Annotated in this window: 16 protein-coding genes; 7 read left to right on the forward strand and 9 right to left on the reverse strand. The window is 72.3% G+C overall.

Annotated elements, in window-relative coordinates:
- Window positions 1-2: 2 nt before the first annotated feature.
- The 6 genes from ACIPRD_RS00085 to ACIPRD_RS00110 all read right to left on the reverse strand — a co-directional run bounded on the left by ACIPRD_RS00085 (window position 3) and on the right by ACIPRD_RS00110 (window position 5,619).
- Window positions 3-1,151: a serine/threonine protein kinase gene (locus tag ACIPRD_RS00085; protein ID WP_401558647.1), complete on the reverse strand. Its 1,149-nt coding sequence runs from the start codon at window positions 1,149-1,151 to the stop codon at window positions 3-5.
- Between the two features lie 118 nt (window positions 1,152-1,269).
- Window positions 1,270-1,572, reverse strand: coding sequence for a WXG100 family type VII secretion target (locus tag ACIPRD_RS00090; protein WP_356410636.1), 303 nt, complete (start codon window positions 1,570-1,572; stop codon window positions 1,270-1,272).
- Window positions 1,573-1,610: 38 nt separating this feature from the next.
- On the reverse strand, window positions 1,611-1,949 hold the full coding sequence (locus ACIPRD_RS00095; protein WP_356410692.1) for a WXG100 family type VII secretion target: 339 nt from the start codon (window positions 1,947-1,949) through the stop codon (window positions 1,611-1,613).
- Window positions 1,950-2,060: 111 nt separating this feature from the next.
- On the reverse strand, window positions 2,061-3,329 hold the full coding sequence (locus tag ACIPRD_RS00100; RefSeq protein ID WP_401558649.1) for a S8 family serine peptidase: 1,269 nt from the start codon (window positions 3,327-3,329) through the stop codon (window positions 2,061-2,063).
- 23 nt (window positions 3,330-3,352) lie between these two features.
- Window positions 3,353-5,143 carry a hypothetical protein gene (locus ACIPRD_RS00105; protein ID WP_401558652.1) on the reverse strand — a complete coding sequence of 597 codons (1,791 nt, stop codon included), beginning with the start codon at window positions 5,141-5,143 and terminating at the stop codon, window positions 3,353-3,355.
- Window positions 5,140-5,619, reverse strand: a complete 480-nt coding sequence (locus tag ACIPRD_RS00110) for a hypothetical protein (RefSeq protein WP_401558654.1) — start codon at window positions 5,617-5,619, stop codon at window positions 5,140-5,142. The genes ACIPRD_RS00105 and ACIPRD_RS00110 overlap by 4 nt, the downstream gene beginning before the upstream one ends.
- A gap of 590 nt (window positions 5,620-6,209) precedes the next feature.
- On the opposite strand from ACIPRD_RS00110, the gene ACIPRD_RS00115 reads away from it, so the two are divergent.
- The 3 genes from ACIPRD_RS00115 (at window position 6,210) to ACIPRD_RS00125 (ending at window position 9,535) form a co-directional block, all read left to right on the forward strand.
- The gene (locus ACIPRD_RS00115) at window positions 6,210-6,683 is read left to right on the forward strand and encodes a hypothetical protein (protein ID WP_401558657.1); all 474 of its coding nucleotides are present in this window, start codon (window positions 6,210-6,212) and stop codon (window positions 6,681-6,683) included.
- Between the two features lie 9 nt (window positions 6,684-6,692).
- Window positions 6,693-8,999 (forward strand): hypothetical protein, encoded by a 2,307-nt coding sequence (locus tag ACIPRD_RS00120; protein WP_401558659.1) that lies wholly within the window; start codon window positions 6,693-6,695, stop codon window positions 8,997-8,999.
- Between the two features lie 122 nt (window positions 9,000-9,121).
- Complete coding sequence (locus ACIPRD_RS00125) at window positions 9,122-9,535, forward strand: hypothetical protein (RefSeq protein WP_356410620.1); 414 nt, start codon at window positions 9,122-9,124, stop codon at window positions 9,533-9,535.
- A gap of 9 nt (window positions 9,536-9,544) precedes the next feature.
- Here ACIPRD_RS00125 and mycP read toward each other — a convergent pair whose 3' ends face one another.
- Entirely contained in the window at window positions 9,545-10,840 is a 1,296-nt protein-coding gene (mycP, locus tag ACIPRD_RS00130) for a type VII secretion-associated serine protease mycosin (protein ID WP_401558662.1), read from the reverse strand.
- An 11-nt stretch (window positions 10,841-10,851) separates the two neighbouring features.
- Complete coding sequence (gene eccB, locus ACIPRD_RS00135) at window positions 10,852-12,381, reverse strand: type VII secretion protein EccB (RefSeq protein WP_356410611.1); 1,530 nt, start codon at window positions 12,379-12,381, stop codon at window positions 10,852-10,854.
- A gap of 196 nt (window positions 12,382-12,577) precedes the next feature.
- On the opposite strand from eccB, the gene eccE reads away from it, so the two are divergent.
- The 3 genes from eccE to ACIPRD_RS00150 all read left to right on the forward strand — a co-directional run bounded on the left by eccE (window position 12,578) and on the right by ACIPRD_RS00150 (window position 18,762).
- On the forward strand, window positions 12,578-13,915 hold the full coding sequence (gene eccE / locus ACIPRD_RS00140; protein ID WP_401558665.1) for a type VII secretion protein EccE: 1,338 nt from the start codon (window positions 12,578-12,580) through the stop codon (window positions 13,913-13,915).
- A gap of 2 nt (window positions 13,916-13,917) precedes the next feature.
- A complete protein-coding gene (locus ACIPRD_RS00145) occupies window positions 13,918-14,715 on the forward strand; it encodes a hypothetical protein (RefSeq protein ID WP_401559970.1) in 798 nt (265 codons plus the stop codon).
- Window positions 14,716-15,081: 366 nt separating this feature from the next.
- Window positions 15,082-18,762, forward strand: coding sequence for an SCO5717 family growth-regulating ATPase (locus ACIPRD_RS00150; RefSeq protein WP_401558668.1), 3,681 nt, complete (start codon window positions 15,082-15,084; stop codon window positions 18,760-18,762).
- Window positions 18,763-18,864: 102 nt separating this feature from the next.
- Here ACIPRD_RS00150 and ACIPRD_RS00155 read toward each other — a convergent pair whose 3' ends face one another.
- A complete protein-coding gene (locus ACIPRD_RS00155) occupies window positions 18,865-19,812 on the reverse strand; it encodes a bifunctional riboflavin kinase/FAD synthetase (protein WP_356410601.1) in 948 nt (315 codons plus the stop codon).
- Between the two features lie 602 nt (window positions 19,813-20,414).
- Here ACIPRD_RS00155 and ACIPRD_RS00160 point away from each other — a divergent pair.
- Window positions 20,415-21,371: a hypothetical protein gene (locus ACIPRD_RS00160; RefSeq protein ID WP_401559972.1), complete on the forward strand. Its 957-nt coding sequence runs from the start codon at window positions 20,415-20,417 to the stop codon at window positions 21,369-21,371.
- Window positions 21,372-22,163: the final 792 nt, after the last annotated feature.

The raw sequence follows: 22,163 nt of genomic DNA on the forward strand, positions 1-22,163 counted from the left end.
CGTCAGTTCCGGCGGAGGGAGGGGTGGGCGGGGGCGGACAGGGGTCCGGGCGGGGGTGGGGGTGGGGCGGAGTGCGCGGGTCCGGGCGCGGGCGCAGGCTCGGGTCCGGGCGCGGACGCGGGCGCGGGTCCGACGGGGATCTCGGCCATGAGGACGGCTGCCGACTGATGGGCGAGGGCGGCGATCACGCGGCCGGGGAGGAGGCCTGGGGCGAATGCCGGGGGCGCGACGGGGAGGCCGGGGGCGGGGGCACCGGAGGCAGGGAGGGCGGGGCCGGGGGCGCCGGGCGAGGAAGCTGCGGCGGAGGGCAGGCCGGGTGCGGGTGCCTCGGTGGAGAGGAGGCCGGCGGGAGAGGTGCCCTCGCTCAGCAGGGCGGTCAGCTCGGCGAGTTGAGGGCGGTTGCCCGGATCCCGCGAGAGGCATCGGGTGATGACCGTGCGCAGGGAGGCCGGGAGTTCGTCGCGTTCCGGTGCCGTGTACCCGGTCGCCGCGTAGGCGAGCGTCGCGCCGAGGGCGTACACGTCGCCGAGGGGGCGCGGGCGGCCGCCGGAGGCCTGCTCCGGGGGCAGGCTGCCGGAGTCCAGCCCCGGCAGTCCGGAGCGTGGGGTGCCGTCGGGCGCGGCCACGCGTACGGCGCCGAAGCAGGAGAGGCGAGGGCCGTCGGCGGAGAGCAGAACGGCGGCCGGGGACACACCGGCGTACGTCAGGCCCTGCCCGTGGAGGACGGCGAGGGTCTCCGCGAGGGCCACGCCGAGCGCGCGTACCGTCGGCTCGGGCAGCGGACCGCCGTGCACGGCGAGGGCGGTCGGCAGCGGCAGGACGGGCAGGTACGGACGGGCGCACCAGGCGGCCTCGCCCGGCGCGGCCAGGGCCGTGACCGGGGCGGCACAGGAGCCGAGCAGGTACCGGGAGGCCTCCGCCTCCGCCATGAACCGTGCGACGTCGGACCCGGGCAGCGGCAGGGAGAGCAGGACGGTCTCCTGCCCGTTCGCGCCGCGCGCGATGTACCGCCGCTCCGGGACCGGGGTCCTGGAGCGGGGGCCGTCGAGCCCGGTGATGAGGGTGTACGGCCCCACCCGCCGCCGCGCGCCGTCGACTCTGCCCGGTGCTTCCCCCGTGGCCGCCTCCGGGCCACCGTCTGTGGCGTGCATTCCCTGTCCCGATCCGTCGTCGTCCTGTCCCGATTCCCGGCATGACAGAGGGTGGGCACCTCCCGTGCGTGCCCACCCCGCTGCCGCCGTCCTGCCGGCGAGTTCCGCCTGCGCGGTCCTACATGTAGTAGCTGGCAGCCTTGCGGTCGCCGCCCTGGTAGTCGCCACCGGCCGCGTGCACGACCTTGCCGATGGCCATGAGGGCCTCGTGGATGCCCTTGGCCTCACGGTCCCAGGCGGCCTGCTGCTCGGCGTAGGCGCTGTGGGCCTCGCCCTCCCACATGCTGGCGACGCCGGCGACCTTCTGCTTGATGGCCTCGAGGCTCTCCTCGAGCCGCTTGGCGTGGTTCGCGAGCTGGGTGGCGGTCTCGTCGAGACCGCTGTAAGTGACTTCGAGCTCGCCGCTGTTGTTGACGCCCATGATTGCTCCGTTGCTGAGAAGTGGTGGCCTGGCGGGGATCAGTAGCTGGAGAGCGCCGAGTGCGACCCACCGAGGTCGACGTCGATGCCCTGGACCTGGGCGCGGACCTCGTCCTCCGTGCCGTCCTTGATCTTCCGGGTGTTGGTCATGGCCTCGATGAACTTGGCCAGGATGTTGCCGATGCGGACCATGCGCTCGTTGATCTCGGTCTGCTTGGTGTTGAACGCACCGGCGCCGATGCCCTTCCAGTGGCCCTCGAGGCTGTCGATGATGGCCTGGAGTTCCTTCAGCTGACCCTTGATGCCCTCGAAACGGTGCAGAAGCTCCTTTTCGAGGATGACAATGTCTTTGTCACTTACCTTCTGGCGCTGCGCCATTTCCATGCCTCTCTTCGTGAACTGACCTTGCCGGGCCCCGAGTCTGACGTCGGCACCGGCGGCAAGCGGACCCCCGCGCACTCGGCGAGCGAGCGGGGCTGGGGAAAGCTCTCAGGCGTTACGGCGTGCGCGCAGCACGGCGAAGCCCGCGCCACCGACGACCAGTACGGCCGCCGCGACGCCGATGATCGCCCACGTCTGGGTGTTGCCGCCGCTGGTTTTCTCGGCGGCGACGGGAGCGGCGCTGCTGCCCGGGGCGCCGGCCTTCTTCGCCGGGTGACCGGGCGAGGCACTGCTCGGCGGGGCCGAGGTGGGCGCATCCGGGTCGTAGTTCTGGTAGGCGAGCGGATCCTCGTTCGGCGGCCCGGGGTTGATGTCCTTGGCGATGAGGACGCGACGGGGGCGGACGAAGCCGTAACCGAGGTAGCTGCTGACCTCGTTCTTCGACCAGGAACGGCCCGCGGTGTCGATGAGGGTCCTCAGAACCTGGTTGCCCGTCCAGTTGGGGTGCGCGGACCAGACCAGGGCGGCGGAGGCGGAGGCGATGGCGGCGGAGGGGCTGGTTCCCCAAGTGTTGCAATATTCGGTGAACTTACCGTCGCACCAGGAGGGAATGTCGACGCCGGGAGCCGACAGATCCACATAGTCGCCGTGCGTGGAGAACTTCGCTGCGGTTCCGGACTTGTCGTACGCGGCCACACCAATGGCGAACCGATAGCGCACCGGATAGTCGAACTTATTCCCCTTTTCGCCACTGTTGCCAGCGGAGACGAACATCAACTTGCCTTTGGATGCCGCATATTTCATGGCATCCTCCATCTCCGAATCAGGATCAGCGCCACCGAAGGACATATTGATGATCTTTGCGTCACTGTCGGCTGCGGCCCGAATCGCCTGACCATCCGTAGGCGCCTTCTTTGCTTCGGCGCCGTCCGGGCTTCCCGCGGCGATACGGATGGGGATGATCTTCGCCCCTGGGGCCACCCCCCGGATGCCGTTGCCCGCTCCGGTACCCGCAATGATCTCGGCCATGCTGGTGCCATGCCCCGTGTTGTCACGGGTGGAGTGGTAAGCGGCGGCGCCCGACACCCCGTCGACCAACACCTGCCCCTTGAGGGACGAGGTGGCCGGGTTGACCCCACTGTCGATCACCGCGACCTTTACCCCCTTCCCGGTGCTGACCTTCCACGCCTCCGGAATGCGCATATCGTCCAGGTACCACTGCCTCGACCTGATATCGACGGCAGCGGCACCCGGGGCCAGCGTCACCGAAGTGGCGGCCAACGCGCCCAAAGCCGCACACACGGCACCCAGACGCCTCACGTCACGCCGCGTCGGACTGCCGATAGTCGCGCCGCGTCGGCGAATCCCTGGATTCATGCCTGTGTCATCCTCGTCGGTCTTCAGTCGTTCTTCTGAGGCGTGTCACGCCGCTGCTTGCGGGACGAACGGGGCTGATCCTTCCTGGATGCCCCGCTGGCGCGGCCATTGCCGCCTTCCGGAACCTGACGCTCACCGACGGCACCACGGCCCAGCCCGCGGCCACCCGCACCCTCCGGGCCTTCGGAGGACGAAGCGGCGCCGTTCCTGCCGCGAGGCGCGCCCACGACGCCCTCCGGGTTGGCGGCCGAGCGCAGGACCTGTCGCGCGGCGCCCGGCTCGGTCTCGGCAGCGGGGGCGCCCACGACGCCACGCTGCCCGAGAGCGCCCTTCGCCGGGGTGGAGGAAGCCGGTTCCCCGGCGCCGACGACTGTGCCGCGCGGCATGCGCGGGTTGGAGCCGGTGCCGCCGGTTCGCCCGGCGACCGGCTTGCCGCCCACCACACCGTTGCGCACAGGACCGCCCGGGGCGCCGGCTCCGGTGCGCCCGGCGGGCGAGGTGGCCGGCCTCGGCGTACCGCCGGTGACAGCGCGGCCCATGGGCGAGCGGCTCGCTTCCGCGGACCCTCGCATGGCCGACTGGCCGCTCGGCGTGGCACGCCCCATGGTCCGCCCCGCCTGCCCCAGGGGGCCTTGCGTGGCGCGACCGCCGGCCGTGGCACGCCCGACCTGCCCTTCGGGCTCCTGCACGACCCGGCCACCCGCTGTGGCAGGCCGGCCAGGACGACCTTGCGGGGACAGGGGGAGCCGACCGACCGGACCGTACCCGCCGGAACGCCCGACGGGCGGGGCCATGGGTGGAGCCGACGGGCCGGTGATCAGGGGAGGCGTCTGCCCACCTCCACCGCCTGTGCTGGGCAGAGTCGGCAGCGGTGCGCCGTGCTGCGCGGGCGCCTGAGGGGGAAGCGTGTCCACCGTGTCGATCTTCGTGCCGACATCGTCGCCAGGGCGCGTGGCGGGTTCGTGCACCTCATGGACGGGGACTGTGTGTCCACTGACGTCGGTTCCGTTCGGGACGGCCACAGCGTGGTGTGCGGCCACCGGATCCCGCCCGACGCTGGACACCGAACTCGATGCCGAGCCCTCGTGGAACCGTTGGCTGCCGGCATCTCTGAAGCTGCCCGTTGCCTTCGGCACCCCGACATTCGGCATCGCCTTCAAAGGCTCCGGCGGGACTCCGTGCAGTTCGTTCGCCGACACTTCGTAGAACGACGCCAGACGGTTCATCTGATTGACCGCTTCTTGCCGGTTCTTCTCGACCTTCACGGCGGCCACGTAGTCAGGGTTGTGGTCGACCTGCTTGGCCTTGGGCAGTTCGGTCGGAAGCTTCTGGTCGGCGTGCGGCCGAGTGTCTCGAGGCGGCATGGCGCTGCGTACCGACGCCAGCCCAGTGGCGGCCACGGACAACTGGGTCGCGGCATTGTCGGCGTAACCGGCGAGCTGGTGGGTGTACTTCAGAAGGTTCTGGGTCCAGTCGTGGAATGCCGTGGCACCCTCGCCCTCCCAGTCGACGCCGAGGTGCTTCTCGAGATCCGTCGCGGCGTCACGGATGGCATGTCCGGCGTCCCACAGGGACTTGCCGGTCAGCTCGAGGTGCTCGGGGTTGGCGTGCTCGACCAGATCGATCATCTGGTTGAGATCGTGCTTCTCGAAGTTCGTCGAGCCGAGGGCGTTGACCCGGACGCCGCCGAACAGCGGCATGTGTGCCAGTAGGCCCTGGACGCTGGTGATGGGCGCGACCTTGCCGGCGACCTCTTTGTCGACCTGCTGCACGTCGGGCTTGTACTGGGCCTGCTTCTTCCAGTCGTCGCTCATCCCCGCTCCGATCCCCCCGTAGACTTGTGGACTTCTTTCGGAGCCTGCTTACCGGCCTGACCGGCCTTCTTGGCCGCCTCGTCCTCCGCCTGCTTCTCCTTCGAGGCTCGCTCGTACTCGTCGTTGAGCTGCTGCTGGATCTGCCAGAACCGGCGCCGCACCTCTTCCTCGGTGCCGTCGTAGGTGACGTCGGCGGCATGCGTGGCGAGCTTCAGTGCCTCGATCTGCAGGTTCAGAACCTTGGAGAAATGAACCAGGCGCGTGTGCACCTCGCCGTACTTCGCGTGGAGGTTGTCCGCCTCGTCGAACTTGGCACCCGTACCGCCGAACGAAGGCCGGGCCAGCGCCTGATCCTCAAGCTTGGACGGGCTTCCAGGAGATCCCTCGAAGTTGCCCAGCGCCCTGGAGATCTGATCCCTGAACGCCGACAACGCGTCGATTCCGCGCCGCACATCCGAGCCGCCGCCGTCACCCATCGCGACCCCTTCCCCGTGTCCCCGTTTGTACAACTTTTGACGGTCCAGGTAACACTCAAGCGCACACCCGTACCTTCATCGACCACTGTAGTCACTGTGTAAATCGCGGCCAACTGAACTCTGCGACGGTTCAGTTGCAACGGCGCCCCGAAGGCCGCGGTCACAAGACCCCAAAAGTCGCAAGCGGGATGGAACGGGCAGGGGGATCCCGACATCACCGCAGAAGATTCACATCTGTCTCGTCGGGGGACGCTCCCGATCCCTTCAGGGGGTGAACTTTGCAACCACAAAACCTCACCCACGCGAAGAACACGCCGCGTTGCCGAACAGTTCGGCCAGGTCAGAACCGGGCGAACGGAGGGGGACGGCGAAGCCCCTCGGGGCCGACGCGAAGGCGTCCCGAGCTTCCGCAGCCACGGGCGGCGGGTGTCTCCCCGGGATGTTCACATGCGGCGGACGTCACAGCTCGGCGACGACGCGGGCGTCCCACGGACCCCGTTGCTAACTTGACGGGCGCACCGGAACGTCGGCACCGCCCGCGTCTCCCGACGGGAGGACCGGCGGGACCGCAGAGGGAAGGGGTCCGACCGATGGCATGGGACGAGTGGGAGCAGCTCAAGGCGCAGGCCGCCGAGCGGCCGTCGACCCACACGCGCCTCAACCAGCTGGCACCCGACGGCGGGGGCGGCGGGACCGGAGACCTCGTGGTCCACCAGAACGACCTGGGCGCGGTCGGACACGAGGCCCGTCTCCTGTACGACGACATCCGCGGCCAGGCCGACATCGGCGCGGCCGGGGCAGACGGTTCGGGCACCGGATCGACGGCACGCGCGGCCTCCGCCTTGAAGTCGCACGGCTTCCAGCTGGGCGGAGCCCTGGACACCACCGTCGAGATCTGGACGTCCCAGGTCAAGTCCGTCCTGCAGGCCTGTGCGCACATCTCCGACCATCTCGACTACACGAAGAAGCTGCACGCGGAGGACGACGCGAGGATCGGGACCGTCCTGCGGGGCGCTGACGGCTCCACCGTGTCGGTGTCCCAGCTCGACGAGTACTTCAAGTAGGGGGACCCAGTGGCTCTCACGTTCACGGACCTCGTCGAGGTCGACCTGGGCGGACTCGCCGCCGCGGTGGCGGACTGGAAGAAGACCGTCGACGGTCTCGCGAAGTCCGCCGGGAAGGCCCGCACGGGGATGTGGGCGAAGTCGGACTCGGCCCACTGGGCCGGTGTCAACGCCACGGTGTCCCGGGAGTTCATCGCCAAGACGGCCAAGGAGGTCTCGGACCTCCACGACGAGGCGAACAGCGTCTACCAGGTGCTCGACGACGGACACACCGAGTTGGAGGCCCTGCAGAAGCAGATCAGGCAGGCGGTCGGGGTCGACGCCCCGCACCTGGGAATCCGGGTCGAGGACACCGGCGGCGGCAGGGCCCGCTGCTTCTTCCCGCATGTCCGCGGCGACACCGACGAGCGCACCCAGGAGCAGCTCGACGCGCGGCGGGAGCTGGAGGACCGGATCAACCGGATCGTCGCCCACGCGGAGGAGATCGACGCCTCGGTGGCCCGCGCGCTGGCGAAGATCCACGGCAACGACCGCCATGACGCCGGGCACAGTGTGTACGGCTCCCTGAACGACGCCGAGGCCGAGCGGGCCATCGAGCTGGCACGCAAGGGCGACAAGATGTCCGACGCGGAGCTGCGTGAGCTCAACCAGCTTCTGCGCTTCAACTCCGCAGAGAAGGACGGCCAGTTCGCGACCGAGTTCTACCAGGGTCTCGGTGGCCCCGAGCAGGCGCTGAAGTTCTACGGCCGGATGTCCCTCGACGGCACCGGCGGCCAGGCGTCCACGCTGCGTCTCGACGAGGTGCGGGACCTGCAGAAGTACATGGGCTACACGCTCGCCGACGCGACGGACCCGGACCACGCCCATCACCTGCCCGACAGCTGGGGCGCGGAGTTCCGGCGTCTCGGGACCCGGCCGATCGGCTGGGAGCGGGGCCAGGTGAACCAGCCGTACGGCTACCAGGTGCTCGGCGGTCTGCTCCGCTACGGCGACTACGACCCGCGGTTCCTCACGCCGATCGCCGAGCACGTCACCCAGCTGCACCGGAAGGACCCCTTCTTCTTCCTCTCGAACAACGCGCGGGGCGTCCCGGACCTCTACGGCTTCAACCCGTCCGGCAGGCTCGGCACCGGCAACGATCCGCTGAACAGCGTCCTGGAGGCGCTGGGGCACAGCCCGGAGGCCTCGGAGAAGTTCTTCACCCAGCCGCCGACCGCGTACAACGAAGACGGCACGGTAAAGAAGGGGGGTGACCCCGGGTTCTCCTCGTATCTCGACGTGTTCACCGACAAGGACTTCGAGTGGACGGTCGACACCAACGACGTGAACGTCCTCGCCGACGAGGACAAGACGAGGACGGCCCTCGGCTTCGGCCCCCAGGCGCTCGGCCACGCCCTGGAGTCGGCGACCACCGGACGCCCCTACGACAGCGACGCGACGGCCGACGCCGTCAGGCACACGGAGGCGCGCGCGCATCTGGTGAGCGAGATCGTCGACAAGTTCGGCGAACACCCCGAACTGATCAGACACAACGAGAACGGGGATCTGGACGAGGAGAGCGGTCCGCTGTCCGCTCTTCGCGGGAGCCTCGGTGACATCACCGCCGAGTACATGGGCGACTTCCAGCAGGCCATGTACCAGGAGGACTCGGACAGCGACCTCTTCCCGTCGTTCGGCGCGGCCGCCGACCTCGACGCGAACCACGCCAGCCGCTTCCTGGGCGAGGTGGGCCAGGACCCCGATGCCTACTCGGCCATCACGACAGCGCAGCAGGCCTACACGAGCGACGTCGTGAACCACGTCATCAACGACCCGAGCCATTCGACGGCCTCCCTGGACGGGCGGGTGGGTGCGGCGGTGGCCCCGGGTTCGGCGATCGCCGGCATCATGAGCGACGCCAGGGCCCAGGCGATCCACCACTATCACGCCGCCTCGGACACGGAGTTCAACGAAGCCGCCGCCGAGAAGCAGAAGTGGGTGAACCGCGTTCTGGGCATGGGCCTGGAGAAGGCGGCGGAACGGGTGCCGATCGCCGGCGCTCCCCTGGAATGGGCCTCGGAGGACATCCAGGAGTCCGTGATGAAGAGCATCGAGAAGGACACGTCGGACGAGGCGCAGGCGCAGGCCGGTACGGAGTACACGGCGGGCAGGGAGGCGGCCCTCGATTCGGCCAGGGCCGCCGTCGATCACGCTCTGCTGAACAACGGCACCATCGACGCCGACACGGCCGAGGATCTACGGAGAGCCGCACGCACGTCCGCCGGCCACAGTCACTCCGACGGGGCCCAGTGGAAATCGGAGAGTGGCAAGAATTGAAGTCCGCGTCCCTGACCCTGCGCGGTGTGTGTCTCGTGGTCACCGCACTGGTGGTGGCCGGGTGCTCCACGGAGCCGCCGAAGAGAGAGTTCAAGGTCCCTCGGTCGCTGTGCGGAGCACGCGTGCCGGCCGATGCGCTCTCCCGTGTCCTGCCGGAGTCCGGCCGGCGACTCACGGTCCGTTCCACCGGCAGCCTGACCGACGGCTCCGCGCTCTGTGACGTCAAGGTGGACGGCGACTCGGTGCTGACGGTCAGCACCGAGCGGATCGACGCCGGTGACTCGGCCCGCCACATCCTCCTGAGCCGCCTCTCGGCATCGCAGCAGAAGTCCGCGGACGACGGCGCCGTCGCCTACACCGACTCCGCGGCGGTGTCGCTGCTGAAATGCCGCGGCGCCGATGTGCAGGAGGAGGACATCAGCGTGCTCCTCAGACTCCTGGACCCGGCCCACCGGAACGACTCAGCCGTCAGCACCCTGATCCACGGCTACACGACCTCACTGAAGAACCAGCACCCCTGCCGCCCCGCATCCTGACACCCCCGGTCAGCCGCGGGGTTTCGGGGTGGGGTTTCTTCTGCGGGCGTCGCGGAGGGTGATCGCGGTTCCCGCCAGGCCGGCGACCAGGACGGCGACGCCGATGGCGACGTAGGTGGCGAGGCGGGCGTCGCGTTCCTCCGGGGTCTCGCCGAGGGTGAGTTTCGCCGCGGTGGGGGCCTCCGCGTGGGTGAGGCCCGCGTCGGGGTGGGGTGACTCGATCGGGTGATCGTCCTCGGTGAGGGCGCGGACCGGGTCCACCACGCCCCAGCCGACGAGGCGGTCGTGCCCGGTGATGGAGCGCTCCGCGGTCTGCTCGATCTGGGCGACGACCTCGCGGGCGGTCCAGTCGGAGTGTTTGGCCTTGATGAGCGCGGCGACGCCCGCCACGTACGGGGCGGAGAAACTCGTGCCGTTGTCGGAGCAGTGGCCACCCTTGGGGACGGTGGAGATCATGTCGACGCCGGGGGCGGCGACGCCCACGAAGTCGCCCGACTGGGAGAACGCCGCCCGCTCGTTGTTGCGGTCGGAGGCCGCCACGGCGAGCACGCCGGGGTACGACGCCGGGTAGGTCTTCTTGTCGTTGCCGCCGAGGCCGTCGTTGCCCGCGGAGGCGACGACGACGATCTGCTGGGCGAGGGCCTCGTCGATCGCCCGGTGCAGGTTCTCCGTCGGTGCCGCGGCGTTCGCGGTGTCCTGGGAGATGTTGATGACCTGGACCTTCGCCTTGATCGCGTGCCGGACGGCGGCGGCGAGGGTGTCCGCGGTGCCGTGGCCGTCCGCGTCGTTCTGCTTGATCGGGACGATCGTGGCCTCGGGTGCCAGGCCGGTGAAGCCGGTGCCCTTCATGGGGCGGGCGGCGATGATGCCGGCCACGCGGGTGCCGTGGCCGACGGTGTCCGTGGTGGGCTTGGACTTGGCGCCGTCGACCGGCTGGCCCTTGTCGTCCTTGGCGGGCAGCAGGTTGACGCCCAGGGCGCCGTCCACCGCGTGGGTGAGCTGCGGGTTGGCGGTGTCGACGCCGGTGTCGATGACGGCGACCTTGACGTTCCTACCCTTCGACTGGCTCCACAGCTCGTCGAGCATGACCCGTTGGAGGGCCCAGGGCGTCCCGGCGTACTTGTGGTTCGTCGCGGAGAACGTGCACTGGTCGGACCCGGAGTCGGCGGCTGCGACGGGTGCCGTCAGCAGGGTGCCGACGGCGGCCGTGAGCAGGGCCGCCGCGAACGTCGTACCGGTGCGGAGGCGGGGGCGGGACGGGGGCGCCGGGGTGAGGCGGCCGGAGGCGTCGCGGCTGGAGGTCATCGGCGCGCTCCTCACGAACCCTGCGGCTGGCGGGCGTCCGCCGTGGACAGGCGGGGGCCCGTCGGCAGGAACTTCGACCAGGCCGCGGGGACCGGCGCGGGACGGACGCCGGCGTAGCCGAGGTGCCGCTGCGCCAGCTGGGCCTCCCGCTGGAGCGCCTCACGCTGCTTGGCGGTGGTGCCGATGCCCGCGCTGTCCGTCTCGCTGTCGTCGTTGGACTGGAGCGCGTAGCGCAGGCCGGTGTCGGTGACGAGGAAGACCGGGCCCGCGCCGGGCTCGGTGCCCTGGAACTGGCGGTAGAGCTGGCCGGAGCCCGCGGTGACATACGCGCTCGACGAACCGGTGGCGAGGACCGCGGGGAATTCGGTGCCCGCCCAGGTGCTCAGTGTCGTGGCGCCGTTCTTCGGGTCGACGTGGCGCAGGACGGTGCAGACGGTGTTGCGGCTGCCCGCGGCGGTGGAGTCCTCGTTGACCGCGCTGGGCGCCTCGGTGGGCCAGGTGTGCTCGGCGCCGAAGGGTGCTCCCCGGACGATGGCTCCCGGGCTGACCTCCTGTGCGTGGCCGTTCTGGTCGACGTGGACGAGATCCGTACTGGCCAGCAGCAGCTGCGCGACGAAGTCGGAGATGGGGGCGACGCGGCCCGGCAGGACGACGAAGTACTGCTCGCTGCCGTTGACGGGCGCTCTCAGCACCATGCCGACACGGTTGGCCCGCGTGTCCAGCTCTCCGGGAGCGTGCGCCGGCGAGCCCGGTGTGCCGTCGATCTTCGGGAAGTCGACGGGATCGCCCGGGTGCAGGGTGTCGATCCACTCCTTGGTGACGTGCTGGGGTTTGCGGTTGGCGCCCACGAGGGTCTGCAGCAGGAGCGAGTCCGCGCTGTTCACCTTGTACGCCCAGCCGCGGGCGTCCACGATGTACCGCGCGCTGTCCGGGGTGGTGACGTAGAGCAGTTCGCCGCCGTGCAGTTTCTGCCGGGTTCCCTCGGTCCTGCCGAGGTCGCGCTGCGCGAGCACGAACTCGGCCTTCTGGATCGAGTCGCCGCTGCCGCTGGGGCGTTCGCACACGGCCCAGCGCTTCGCGGCTCCCGCCTCCTTGTCGGAGGGCAGCCGGTCGGGGGCGTAGGGGATGCCGATGGTGACGCCGTGCGGGATCTTGCCGTTGTCGAGGATCGACTCGTCGACGGTGACGACGTCCACGTCGTCCTCGGAGCCGAGGACGAGCTTGGCGGAGGCCATGTTGAGCACGGGGTGGAGCTGGACCTTGCCGGCGGTCTTCAGCACCACGTACCGGGTGGTCGACTTGCTGGCGATGATCACCTTCTTGCCCGGATCGGCCCAGCCCTCGGGGGCCGTCGGGCGGAACATGCCCCAGGCGCCGAAGGCCGCCAGGACGACCGCGCCGACGATCGCGCCGGGCAGCACGGCGCGCAGCGGCCGCGGAGCCCCCTCGTCGGAGGCATCCGGTGACGACTGCACGAACGACGCGAGCATGCGGCGCTTCGCGAAGGTGTAGGCGTTGAGTTGGTCCCGCCGAGATGCCATCTGTGCTGTTTCTCCCCGTGTCTCACGCGGAGCGCGCCGGGGGACCTCGCTCCCCCGCCCTCCGCTGTCGGACCCGGCCCCTACTATGCCTGGTGCGGGACGCGTCCTGCGGAGCGGGTAGGGTACCTGGGCCCTCAAGGGGCCTGTGCGTTCGCCTGGTTCCCATGGGTTGTGAGCAAAACGGGGGGATGGAGTGATGACTTCCGGAACGCGGACGCGTTCGCGCGGCCGGCTGGCGGCCCGTGGCCGTACGGCTGCGCAGGCGCCGGATCCACGAGAGGCGTCCGGCCAGTCCGGCGCACCGCGGCAGGCGGTCACGCTCGGCTCCGGACACCGGCCGGGCCAGGCAGGTTCGTTTCGTCTGCAACGACTCGTCCTGGTCGAGATCGCCGTGGCCGTCCTCGTCGTGGGCTGGGTCGTCGGCACCATGGCGCTGGTACCGGCCGCGGTCGTCGCTCTGGCCCTGGTCACGCTGGCCTTCGCACGGCGCAGAGGCCGCTCGCTCCCGGAGTGGCTCGCCACGGCGCGCGAGCTGAAGGCGCGCAGGCGGCGAGCCGCCGCCACCCCGGTGCCGCCGGGCACGGAGCCGGCACTGGTGCCCGCGCTCGAGTGCGAACCCGCGCTGCGCACGTACTCCTACGGCGGCCGCGACCGCCGTCCGGTCGGCATGGCCGGCGACGGCACGTTCCTGACCGCCGTCCTCCAGGTCGAGGCGGACACGACGGCGCTGCGGGCCGAGCGGAACCGGCAGCCGCTGCCGCTGGGGCTGGTGCGTGACGCGCTGGAGGTCGACGGGATCCGGCTGGAGTCGGCACAGGTCGTGCTGCACACGCAGCCGGCGCCCGCGCTGCACCTGCCGCAGCAGTCGGTGGCCGTCGCCAACTACCAGCCGCTCCAGGAGCAGACGGGCGCTCCGGCGGTGCGCATCACGTGGATCGCGCTGAAGCTCGACCCCGAACTGTGCGCGGAGGCGGTCGCCGCGCGCGGCGGCGGCCTCACCGGGGCACAGAAGTGCGTGGTGCGGGTCGCGGACCATCTCGCGAGCCGGCTGACCGGCGCGGGGTTCCGGGCCAGTGTGCTCGACGAGGAGGAACTGGTCTCCGCACTCGCCACCTCGGCCTGCGCCAACCCCCTGGTCACCGCCGAGGCGGGACGCAGCGAGACGCGTGAGCGGCGTACGGAGGAGTCCGGGCGCAGCTGGCGCTGCGACAACCGGCGGCACACGACGTACTGGATCAGGCGCTGGCCCCAGCTGGGCGGCGCCCGGGGCGAGTCGCTGCCCCAGTTCGTCGCCCGTGTGACGGCGATACCGGCGCTGGCCACGACCTTCAGCATGACGCTGGCGCGCGGTGAGCGTCAGGAGGTCTCGCTGTGCGGTCATCTCCGGGTGACCGGGCGCGGTGACGACGAACTCGTGTCCGCGCGCCAGGCGCTGGAGGGCGCGGCACGCCAGGCCGGTGCGGGGCTGGCCCGGCTGGACCGTGAACAACTGCCGGGCATGCTGGCCACGTTGCCCCTTGGAGGTGCGCGGTGACGATTCCGACGACCCCGGTGAACCGGACGGGCGGGCCGGCTTCTTCGGTCGGTGCGGGTGGCGCCGGTGCGCCGTCCGCACTGGAGCGGGCCGGTGAGCGGCTGCGTCGCGGGCTCGGGCTGATCGGCCCCCGGCACACGCGGCACTCGCTGCCCGCGGATCAACTCGACACGCTCGCGCTGCCGATCGGTGACGACGGTGTGGTGGCGGGGGTGGATGCCGAGGGGCAGCCGGCGGTGCTGGGGATCAACCGGCCCACGCCGTACGACGTCGTGCTGATCGGTGGTCTGTGGACCGCGCAGGTGCTGGCGCTGCGGACGGCCGCGACCGGTGCGCGGGTGGCCGTGGAGACCGGGCGGCCGCAGGCGTGGATGCAGATGGTGCATGCCATGGGCGGCGGCCAGAACGGGCTGTCGGTGTTCGACGTGGGGCGGGTGCCGCCGCAGGGAGCGTCGGCCGGAACGCCCGTGCTGGTCGTCCGGGACTGCGGTATGCGGCCGCCGCGCGGCCGGGTGGTCGGCGGACCGTGGCAGTCGGTGCTGACCCTGCTGCCGTATCTCAGCCCGGTCGCCCCCCGTCTGCTGCGGCAGGCGCGGCTCGCGGGCATCCAGCGGGTCTCGCCCGACGAGGCGGCGGAACTGGGGCGCACGATGGGGCTGTCCCGCACCGAGGTGGAGTCCCTGCCCGCGCTGCCCGACGGTGTCACCCTGTGGTGCACCGACCGTGACCGGCAGTATGTGCTGACCCAACCCACCGATGCCGAGATCGGATTGTTGGGCACCCCGCGCCGAATGGACTGAACTGGCCTTCATCGTCCGGTTTGTTCGCCGCGTGCGCGGTGTCGATGCGCTTCGGGTGCGTCGTCCGTTCGTCCTTTGTCCGCTGTTTTCTCCCTGATTGCCGTGACAGAGTGGCGGTCGGGCGACGGCGTGTACGGGTGTGCCATGGGCGGGTGGCCGCGTGCCGAGTGGTGGGCGGGCCTGCCGTCGTACGCCCCGCGGTGATTAGGCTGGGAGCGGGCGCGATGCCGGAACCCGTGGACCGGGCCCCGTCGCAGGGGAGGGCCGGGGGAACCGGACTGCCCCGAACGACCACGGACGACTTGAACGACACGACTTGGTCGCCCCGGCACGCCATGAGGGTGCTCGACCACACCAGGAGGAACTGTGAGCAGCGATCGGGACGGGATCCGCGGGGGCTGGGCCACACCCGACGATGACCAGCCCGACGCGGAGTCGGCGTTCGAGACCACCGGCGAGTTCACCATCGACTACGCCCCGCCCGCCTGGTACACGCAGAACGCGGCCGGGACGTCCGGGACCGCCGCGGGTGCGCCCGCGTCCGGAGCGGGTGGTTTCGCCGGTCCGGGGACGGGTGACGTCCAGGGCGGGTCGGGCGGTTCGGGCGCGGCACCGTTCCCGTCGTTCACCCCGCCGCCCCCGGCGGCGCCTCCCGCGCCGGCTCCGGGCGTCCCCGGTGTGCCGTTCGCGGCTCCCGCTCCGCCGCCCGCCGCCGGTCCCGCCGTGCCGTACGCCGCCGCGCCCGTGCCTCCGGCCGTGAACCCGGCTCCAGTGCCGGGCCTGCCCACCGGGTACGAGCCGCACCGGTCGCAGCAGACGCCTCCTCCTTCGCCGCAGAACCCTTCGCCGCAGAACCCGTCGCAGACTCCGCCTCCGCCGGTCCCGGCCGTGCCCGAGCCGGACAACGGGGATCTGGAGAGCGGTGCGACCATGCGGTTCTCCGCCTCCGCGCTGAAGCGTGAGATGGCCGAGATCGCGGAACGCGCCTCGGCCGCCGACGTCCAGGGAGCCCAGGAGGCCCAGGAAGCCGGGACGGCGGACGAGGGTTCGGTCTCGGGTGACGCCGGTTCCGCCGTGAACGGTGAGAGCTCCGAGGGCGGCGAAAGCCACGCGGGGCCCACCGGGAGCGGTCAGGCCGACGCCGGCACCGGGGCCGAGGAAGCGGCCGCAGCCGGTACGGATGCCGCCGCGGGCGGCGGTACGGGCGCCGGTGCGGGTGAGGCTACGAGGGCCGGTGCGGACGCCGCTGCCCAAGACGGGAGCGAGGGTTCGCCGGTGGAGGGATCCGCCGCGGCCGGCTCCGAAAGTGCCTCCGAGGCGGATGGTGACCCCACGTCCGGCAACGGCTCCTCGGATCCTTCCGACTCCCCCACGGCTTCCGCGGCCACCCCCTCCCCTGAGCCGGAGGCGTCCGACTCGTCCGACAGCTCCGAAGATTCCGGCGACTCCGCCGCAGCTGCCGGCCTGGCCACGCGTGAGGCCGGTGACGGGGGCGCCGAGGGTGAGGCCGACGCCGACGCGTCCGGTGACGTCCCCGCACAGGACGGCTCGGACTCCACCGGCACCACGTCCGACGCGACCGGCGCTGCCGCCTCGGCCGCCTCGGCCGCCGGGGTTCCTGCCGACGCGACCGACGCGACCGACGTGACCGGCCCGGCCGGGGCGCCGCAGGCGCACGAGCAGGCCGGAGGCCCTCAGGCAGCGGCCCCGACCGCTCCCGTCGTCCCCTCCGCGCCGACCGACCCTCAGAGCCCCGCTCCGGTGGCGCCCCCGACGGCGCCCCCGATGCCCGGTGTGCCGTCGGCCTGGACGCCGCCGCCCGCGCCGCAGAGCGGAGTGCCGCCGCTTCCGCCGTCGTACCAGCCCGCGGCGCCCGCCCCGGCGGCCCAGTGGCCCGCACAGCCCGCACAGCCCGCACAGGCACAGGCACAGGCAGCCCAGGCACAGCCCGCGCAGCAGCAGCCGGGCCCGGCGTCCGGTCAGCCGCAGCCGGCGGGATCCGGGGACGCGCCGGGTCAGCAGCCGCCGTTCCAGCCGCAGGCGCCGCAGCCCGCGCCCGCCGCGTGGAACCCCTCCGCCGGGCCCGTGCCGCCCGCGCCGCAGCCCGGTCAGCCGTACGCGCCGTCCGTGCCGCCCGCGCCTCACACCCCCGGGACGCCCGGTGTACCCGGCGTGCCCGCCGCCGCGGGGACCCCCGCTCCCCCGGCACCGCAGCAGAACCCCGCCGGTCACGCGCCGTCGAGCGGTTACGCCTTCCCTCAGCCGGGACCGAACGGGCCCTCTCCCGCAGCCGGTTACGGCTTCCCGCACCCCGGTGTCCCCAACCCGCCCGCGCAACCCGGTGGTTACGGCTTCCCGCCGCAGCCCGACCCGAACAACCCCGGCGCCACCGCCGGTTACGGCTTCCCGCCGGCCGCACCTCCCGCCCCCCAGGTTCCGCAGAGCGCCTACGGCTTCCCGCAGGGGCCGCAGGGCCAGGGGCCCGAGGGCGTCCCGGCCGACCCCCGTGCCGGTGCCGCATGGCCGCAGCCCGTCCAGCACGACCAGCGGCAGCCGACCAACCCCGGTGCCGCGCCGCTCGGTTACACCGCGGCCGTGGAGCTGTCCTCGGACCGGCTGCTCAACAACAAGCGGCAGAAGGCGAAGAGCGGGCGGCCCGCGGCGGCCGCGTCCCGGTTCAAGCTGGGCGGGAAGAAGGAGGAGGCCGAGCGGCAGCGCAAGCTGGAGCTGATCCGCACGCCGGTGCTGTCCTGCTACCGGATCGCGGTCATCAGCCTCAAGGGCGGTGTGGGCAAGACGACCACGACCACCGCGCTGGGCGCCACCCTCGCCTCCGAGCGCCAGGACAAGATCCTCGCCATCGACGCCAACCCGGACGCCGGCACGCTCGGCCGCCGCGTGCGCCGCGAGACCGGGGCGACCATCCGCGACCTGGTCCAGGCGATCCCGTACCTCAACTCGTACATGGACATCCGCCGCTTCACCTCGCAGGCGCCCTCCGGTCTGGAGATCATCGCCAACGACGTGGACCCGGCCGTCTCCACCACGTTCAACGACGAGGACTACCGGCGCGCGATCGACGTGCTCGGCAAGCAGTACCCGGTCATCCTCACCGACTCGGGCACCGGTCTGCTGTACAGCGCGATGCGCGGTGTGCTGGACCTCGCCGACCAGCTGATCATCGTCTCCACGCCGTCGGTCGACGGTGCGAGCAGTGCCAGCACGACGCTGGACTGGCTGTCCGCGCACGGGTACGCCGACCTCGTCTCCCGGTCCCTCACCGTGATCTCCGGGGTCCGCGAGACCGGAAAGATGATCAAGGTCGAGGATATCGTGGCCCACTTCGAGACGCGCTGCCGCGGCGTGGTCGTGGTGCCCTTCGACGAGCATCTGGCCGCCGGTGCCGAGGTCGACCTCGACATGATGCGGCCGAAGGTGCGGGAGGCGTACTTCAACCTCTCGGCCCTGATCGCCGAGGACTTCGTACGCCACCAGCAGGCGCACGGGCTGTGGACCAGCGACGGGAACCCGCCGCCGGTCGCCGCTCCGCCCATGCCGGGCTACGCGATGCCGGGACAGCAGATGCCCGGCCAGCCGATGCCGGGACAGCCCGTCCCCGGTCAGCCGATGCCCGGTCAGCCCATGCCCGGTCAGCCCGGGCCGGGGCAGCAGATTCCGGGGCAGCAGATTCCGGGGCAGCCCGGGCCCGGACAGCCCTACCCGAGCCCGTACGGCCAGCAGCCCGCCCCCGGTCAGCAGCCCTACGCGCCGCCGCAGGGACAGCCGGCGGCACCGCCGTTCCCGCAGCAGGGGCAGCCCGGACAGCCGTACCCTCAGCAGGGCCAGCCCGGTCAGCCGTTCCCGCAGCAGGGGCAGCAGCCGTATCCGCCGGCCGGTCCGGGACAGCAGCAGCCGCAGCCTTATGCGCAGCCTGCCCCCGGGCAGCAGCCGTATCCGGCGCAGTACGGATACCCGCAGCAGCCCGGACAGCCCCCGGCGCAGCCCGCGCAGGAGCAGCCGCAGCAGAGCCCGCCGCAGCAGCAGTAACAGCGGGGGCGGTACGACGAAAGGGCGGCCGGTGCGAAGTGCACCGGCCGCCCTTTCGTGTGTTCCGTTCGTGGGGCGGGGCCCGTAAGCCCGGGAGCGGGACTACGCCTCCGCGGCCACGATCCGCCGGCAGCGCTCGACGTCCTCGGCCATCTGCTCCAGCAGGGCGTCGAGGGACTCGAACTTCGCCTGGCCGCGCACGAACGCGAGGAAGTCCACGGCGACGTGCAGGCCGTACAGGTCGAGGCCGACGCGGTCGATGGCGTACGCCTCCACCGTGCGCTCGGTCCCGTCGAACTGCGGGTTCGTGCCCACGGAGATCGCGGCCGGCATGGCCTCGCCCTCGACGTGCAGGTAACCGGCGTAGACGCCGTCGGCGGGGACGCAGGTGTGCGGCAGGGTCTCCACGTTCGCCGTGGGGAAGCCGAGCTCGCGGCCGCGCTGGGCGCCGCGCACGACGACGCCTTCGACGCGGTGCGGGCGGCCCAGGATCTCCCGGGCGCCGGTCAGCTCGCCCTCGGCGATCAGGCGGCGGGTCAGGGTCGAGGAGAACGGCTCGCCGCCGCCCGCCTCTCCGGAGACGTACAGGTCGACGATCTCGACCTCGAAGTCGTAGACCTTGCCCTGCTCGGCGAGGAAGTCCACGTTCCCGGCGGCGCGGTGGCCGAAGCGGAAGTTCGGGCCCTCGACGACGGCCCTGGCGTGCAGCTTGTCCACCAGGACCTTGACCACGAACTCGGCCGGCGACAGCTTCGAGAACTCGGTGGTGAAGGGCAGCACGAGAACGGCGTCGACGCCCAGTTCCGCCATCAGCTCGGCACGGCGGTGGTGCGCGGCGAGCAGCGGCGGGTGGCTACCGGGGCGCACGACCTCGCTGGGGTGCGGGTCGAAGGTGACGACGACCGCCGGGACGCCCAGCTCCCGGGCGCGGTCCACGGCGTGCTTGATGATCAGCTGGTGGCCGCGGTGCACGCCGTCGTAGGAACCGATGGTGACGACGCTGCGCCCCCAGTCCTGGGGGATGTCCTCCAAGCCACGCCAGCGCTGCACTGTGACCGCTCCTCGAACCCGTGTCCGTGTCTACCTTGACTCTTGTGCAGGTCTAAGGGTGCCATGCCCGCCGCCTCGGCCCCGCATCGGCATCGTGGCTGTGACCGGGCGCACGTTCGGGAAGGGCCGGTGACGGGCGCGGGAACGGCCGTGCCGGGTGCGTGTGACGGTCACCACCGGCGTGAGCTGTCGTCACGGCCGTGGGCCGGTGGGTCACGACCGGTGCGCGCTGCCCTCACGACCGGTGGGCCCGGCAAGTCCCGACCGGCGGGCCCGTCGGTCACGCCGGTACGCGCACCCGTGCCAGGACCTCGATCAGGCGACGGGTGCCGGGGCCTACGACCGCCGTCCAGTCGTCCGGGCCGTCGGCCGTCCAGCGGGCCATCCGCGCGGCGAAGCCCGGCACGTGCCGGGCCAGGTCGACGAGGCCCGCGTCGAAGCGGGCGGCGCCTTCGGGAGTGCGGCCGAGCAGGAGGCCGGTGCGATGCACGAGCCCGCGCACCTCGTCGTCCCGGAAGGCCCCGCCCGCGTGGCCTTCCGGCGCGTGTTCGTACGACGCGTGCCCGGCCGACGTGTGCCCGGCCGACGTGTGTCCGTCCAGCGTGTGCCCGGCCGACGTGTGCCCCTCCAGCGCGTGCCCGGCCAGCGTGTGCCCGGCCGACGCCTGTCCGTCGCTGGGGGCCGTGTCCCTGCTGGGCGAGTCCACTCGGTCGCCCGGCGTGGGCCCGTCACCCGGCACGGTGGCCCCGCCGGACGACTGCGCGTGGCCGCCCGTGGCAGGGTCGTGGGCCCGAGCGGCGTCCCCACCGGACGGTTCCGGCCGGTCGCGCTCCCCCAGGTCCTGGGCCGCCGTGCGCAGCACGGTGAACAGGACGGCCGGATCCTCCTCCCGGGCGAGCAGGAGGTCCAGCAGTTCGCGGCGCAGGGGGTGGGAGGACGGGGTGCCGTGGCCTCCCAGCACGCCGGCGAGGGCGGTGCGGACCTGGGTGGCGGCGTCACCGAGGAGACCGGAGACGAGGGGCAGCAGGACGGAACGGGCGGTGGGACCCCGGTCCAGCCATCGGCCGACGTACGCGGCCACGTGCTCGGCGGTGTCCGGGCGCCGGGCGGCGGTCTCCCGGACGAGGACGGCGACCCGGCGGGCGAGCGCGGAGGAGGTGACGCCGGCGAGTGCTTGGAACGTCTCCCCGGTGTCGGGGGCGCCCCGCAGGCGGGTGCGGAAGGCGTCCAGAACCGGACCGGGGTGGGTGGCGAGAGCCGGGACGAGCGCGGCGGCCGGGACACGGGGATCGCCGTCGGCGCAGTGGCGCAGAGCTCGCGGCAGATACCGGTCGCGTGTGTCCGGGTCGAGCACCAGAATCACGAGGGCGCCGCCGTACGGAGCACCACCCTGGCCGGCACCGGCCCGCGAAACGCCGTCGTGCGGGACACCGCCCCGACCGGCCCCCTCCCCTGGAACACCGCCGTACAGGGCACCGCCCCGGCCATCACCAGTCTCCGGGACGCCGTCGTACGCGGCACCGCTCCGGCCACCACCCTGTCGCGGAACGCCACCGTGAACGGCACCGCTCCGACCGGCACGCTCCCGCGGAGCGGCGTCGTACGGGACGCTGTCCCGAGCGGCGCCCCGCCGCGGACCGTCGCCGTGCGGAGTTCCGTGCAGCCCGGCGTCCCCCCGCGCCGCCCCGGCAGCCGTACCCGCCTCCTCGCCGCAGTCCGGGCAGCAGGCGGCGGCCTCCAGGACCGTCTCCGCCGCGTGGCGCAGCAGCGCGCGGTCGGCGGTGGAGCGGGCGTGGCGGGCCGCGCGGGGGGCCAGCGCCATCGCCGCGTCCCGGCGGCCGGGACGCCCGTCGCGCGCCCAGCGGTCCACCGCGCGGCACACCGCCGAGGGCTCCTCCTCGGCGAGGACGGCGAGCAGCTCGTCGGCCCGGGGATGGGCGCGTTCCGCCAGCGCCTCGGTCAGGTCGTCGAGGGCCCCGTGCCGGTGCGTGTGCAGCAGCGCCTGCGCGGCGGTCGCCACCGTGGCGTGCGGGGCGGCGGGCAGCGGCCGTTCGTCGTCGAACCAGTGCGTGAGGCAGGGCTGTACGGCGGTGGGCTCGGCGGCGAGCAGCCGGGCGACCGCGTCGAGATACCGTTCGCCGCCGTTCCCGTCGGCCGGCCCCCACTCCGTTCCGGCGTTGATCCGCGCGTCCCGCTCCGTCCCGGCACCTCCCGCCTCCCGATGCTCCCTGTCCCCCGGTACCTCGTCACCTGGCACCTCGTCCCCCGGCACCTCGTCACCCGGCTCCCGCGCCCCGTCCGCCAGGACCAGGTGCCGCAGGAGTTCGAGGCGGTCGGGGTGGGCGAGTGGC

The sequence above is a fragment of the Streptomyces sp. NPDC090108 genome (assembly GCF_044747185.1).
Taxonomy (GTDB): Bacteria; Actinomycetota; Actinomycetes; order Streptomycetales; family Streptomycetaceae; genus Streptomyces.

Coding starts and splice junctions, on each gene's coding strand:
- ACIPRD_RS00085 (WP_401558647.1), bottom strand. CDS start 1,151: ATGCACGCCACAGACGGTGGCCCGGAGGCGGCCACGGGGGAAGCACCG.
- ACIPRD_RS00090 (WP_356410636.1), bottom strand. CDS start 1,572: ATGGGCGTCAACAACAGCGGCGAGCTCGAAGTCACTTACAGCGGTCTC.
- ACIPRD_RS00095 (WP_356410692.1), bottom strand. CDS start 1,949: ATGGCGCAGCGCCAGAAGGTAAGTGACAAAGACATTGTCATCCTCGAA.
- ACIPRD_RS00100 (WP_401558649.1), bottom strand. CDS start 3,329: ATGAATCCAGGGATTCGCCGACGCGGCGCGACTATCGGCAGTCCGACG.
- ACIPRD_RS00105 (WP_401558652.1), bottom strand. CDS start 5,143: ATGAGCGACGACTGGAAGAAGCAGGCCCAGTACAAGCCCGACGTGCAG.
- ACIPRD_RS00110 (WP_401558654.1), bottom strand. CDS start 5,619: ATGGGTGACGGCGGCGGCTCGGATGTGCGGCGCGGAATCGACGCGTTG.
- ACIPRD_RS00115 (WP_401558657.1), top strand. CDS start 6,210: ATGGCATGGGACGAGTGGGAGCAGCTCAAGGCGCAGGCCGCCGAGCGG.
- mycP (WP_401558662.1), bottom strand. CDS start 10,840: ATGACCTCCAGCCGCGACGCCTCCGGCCGCCTCACCCCGGCGCCCCCG.
- eccB (WP_356410611.1), bottom strand. CDS start 12,381: ATGGCATCTCGGCGGGACCAACTCAACGCCTACACCTTCGCGAAGCGC.
- eccE (WP_401558665.1), top strand. CDS start 12,578: ATGACTTCCGGAACGCGGACGCGTTCGCGCGGCCGGCTGGCGGCCCGT.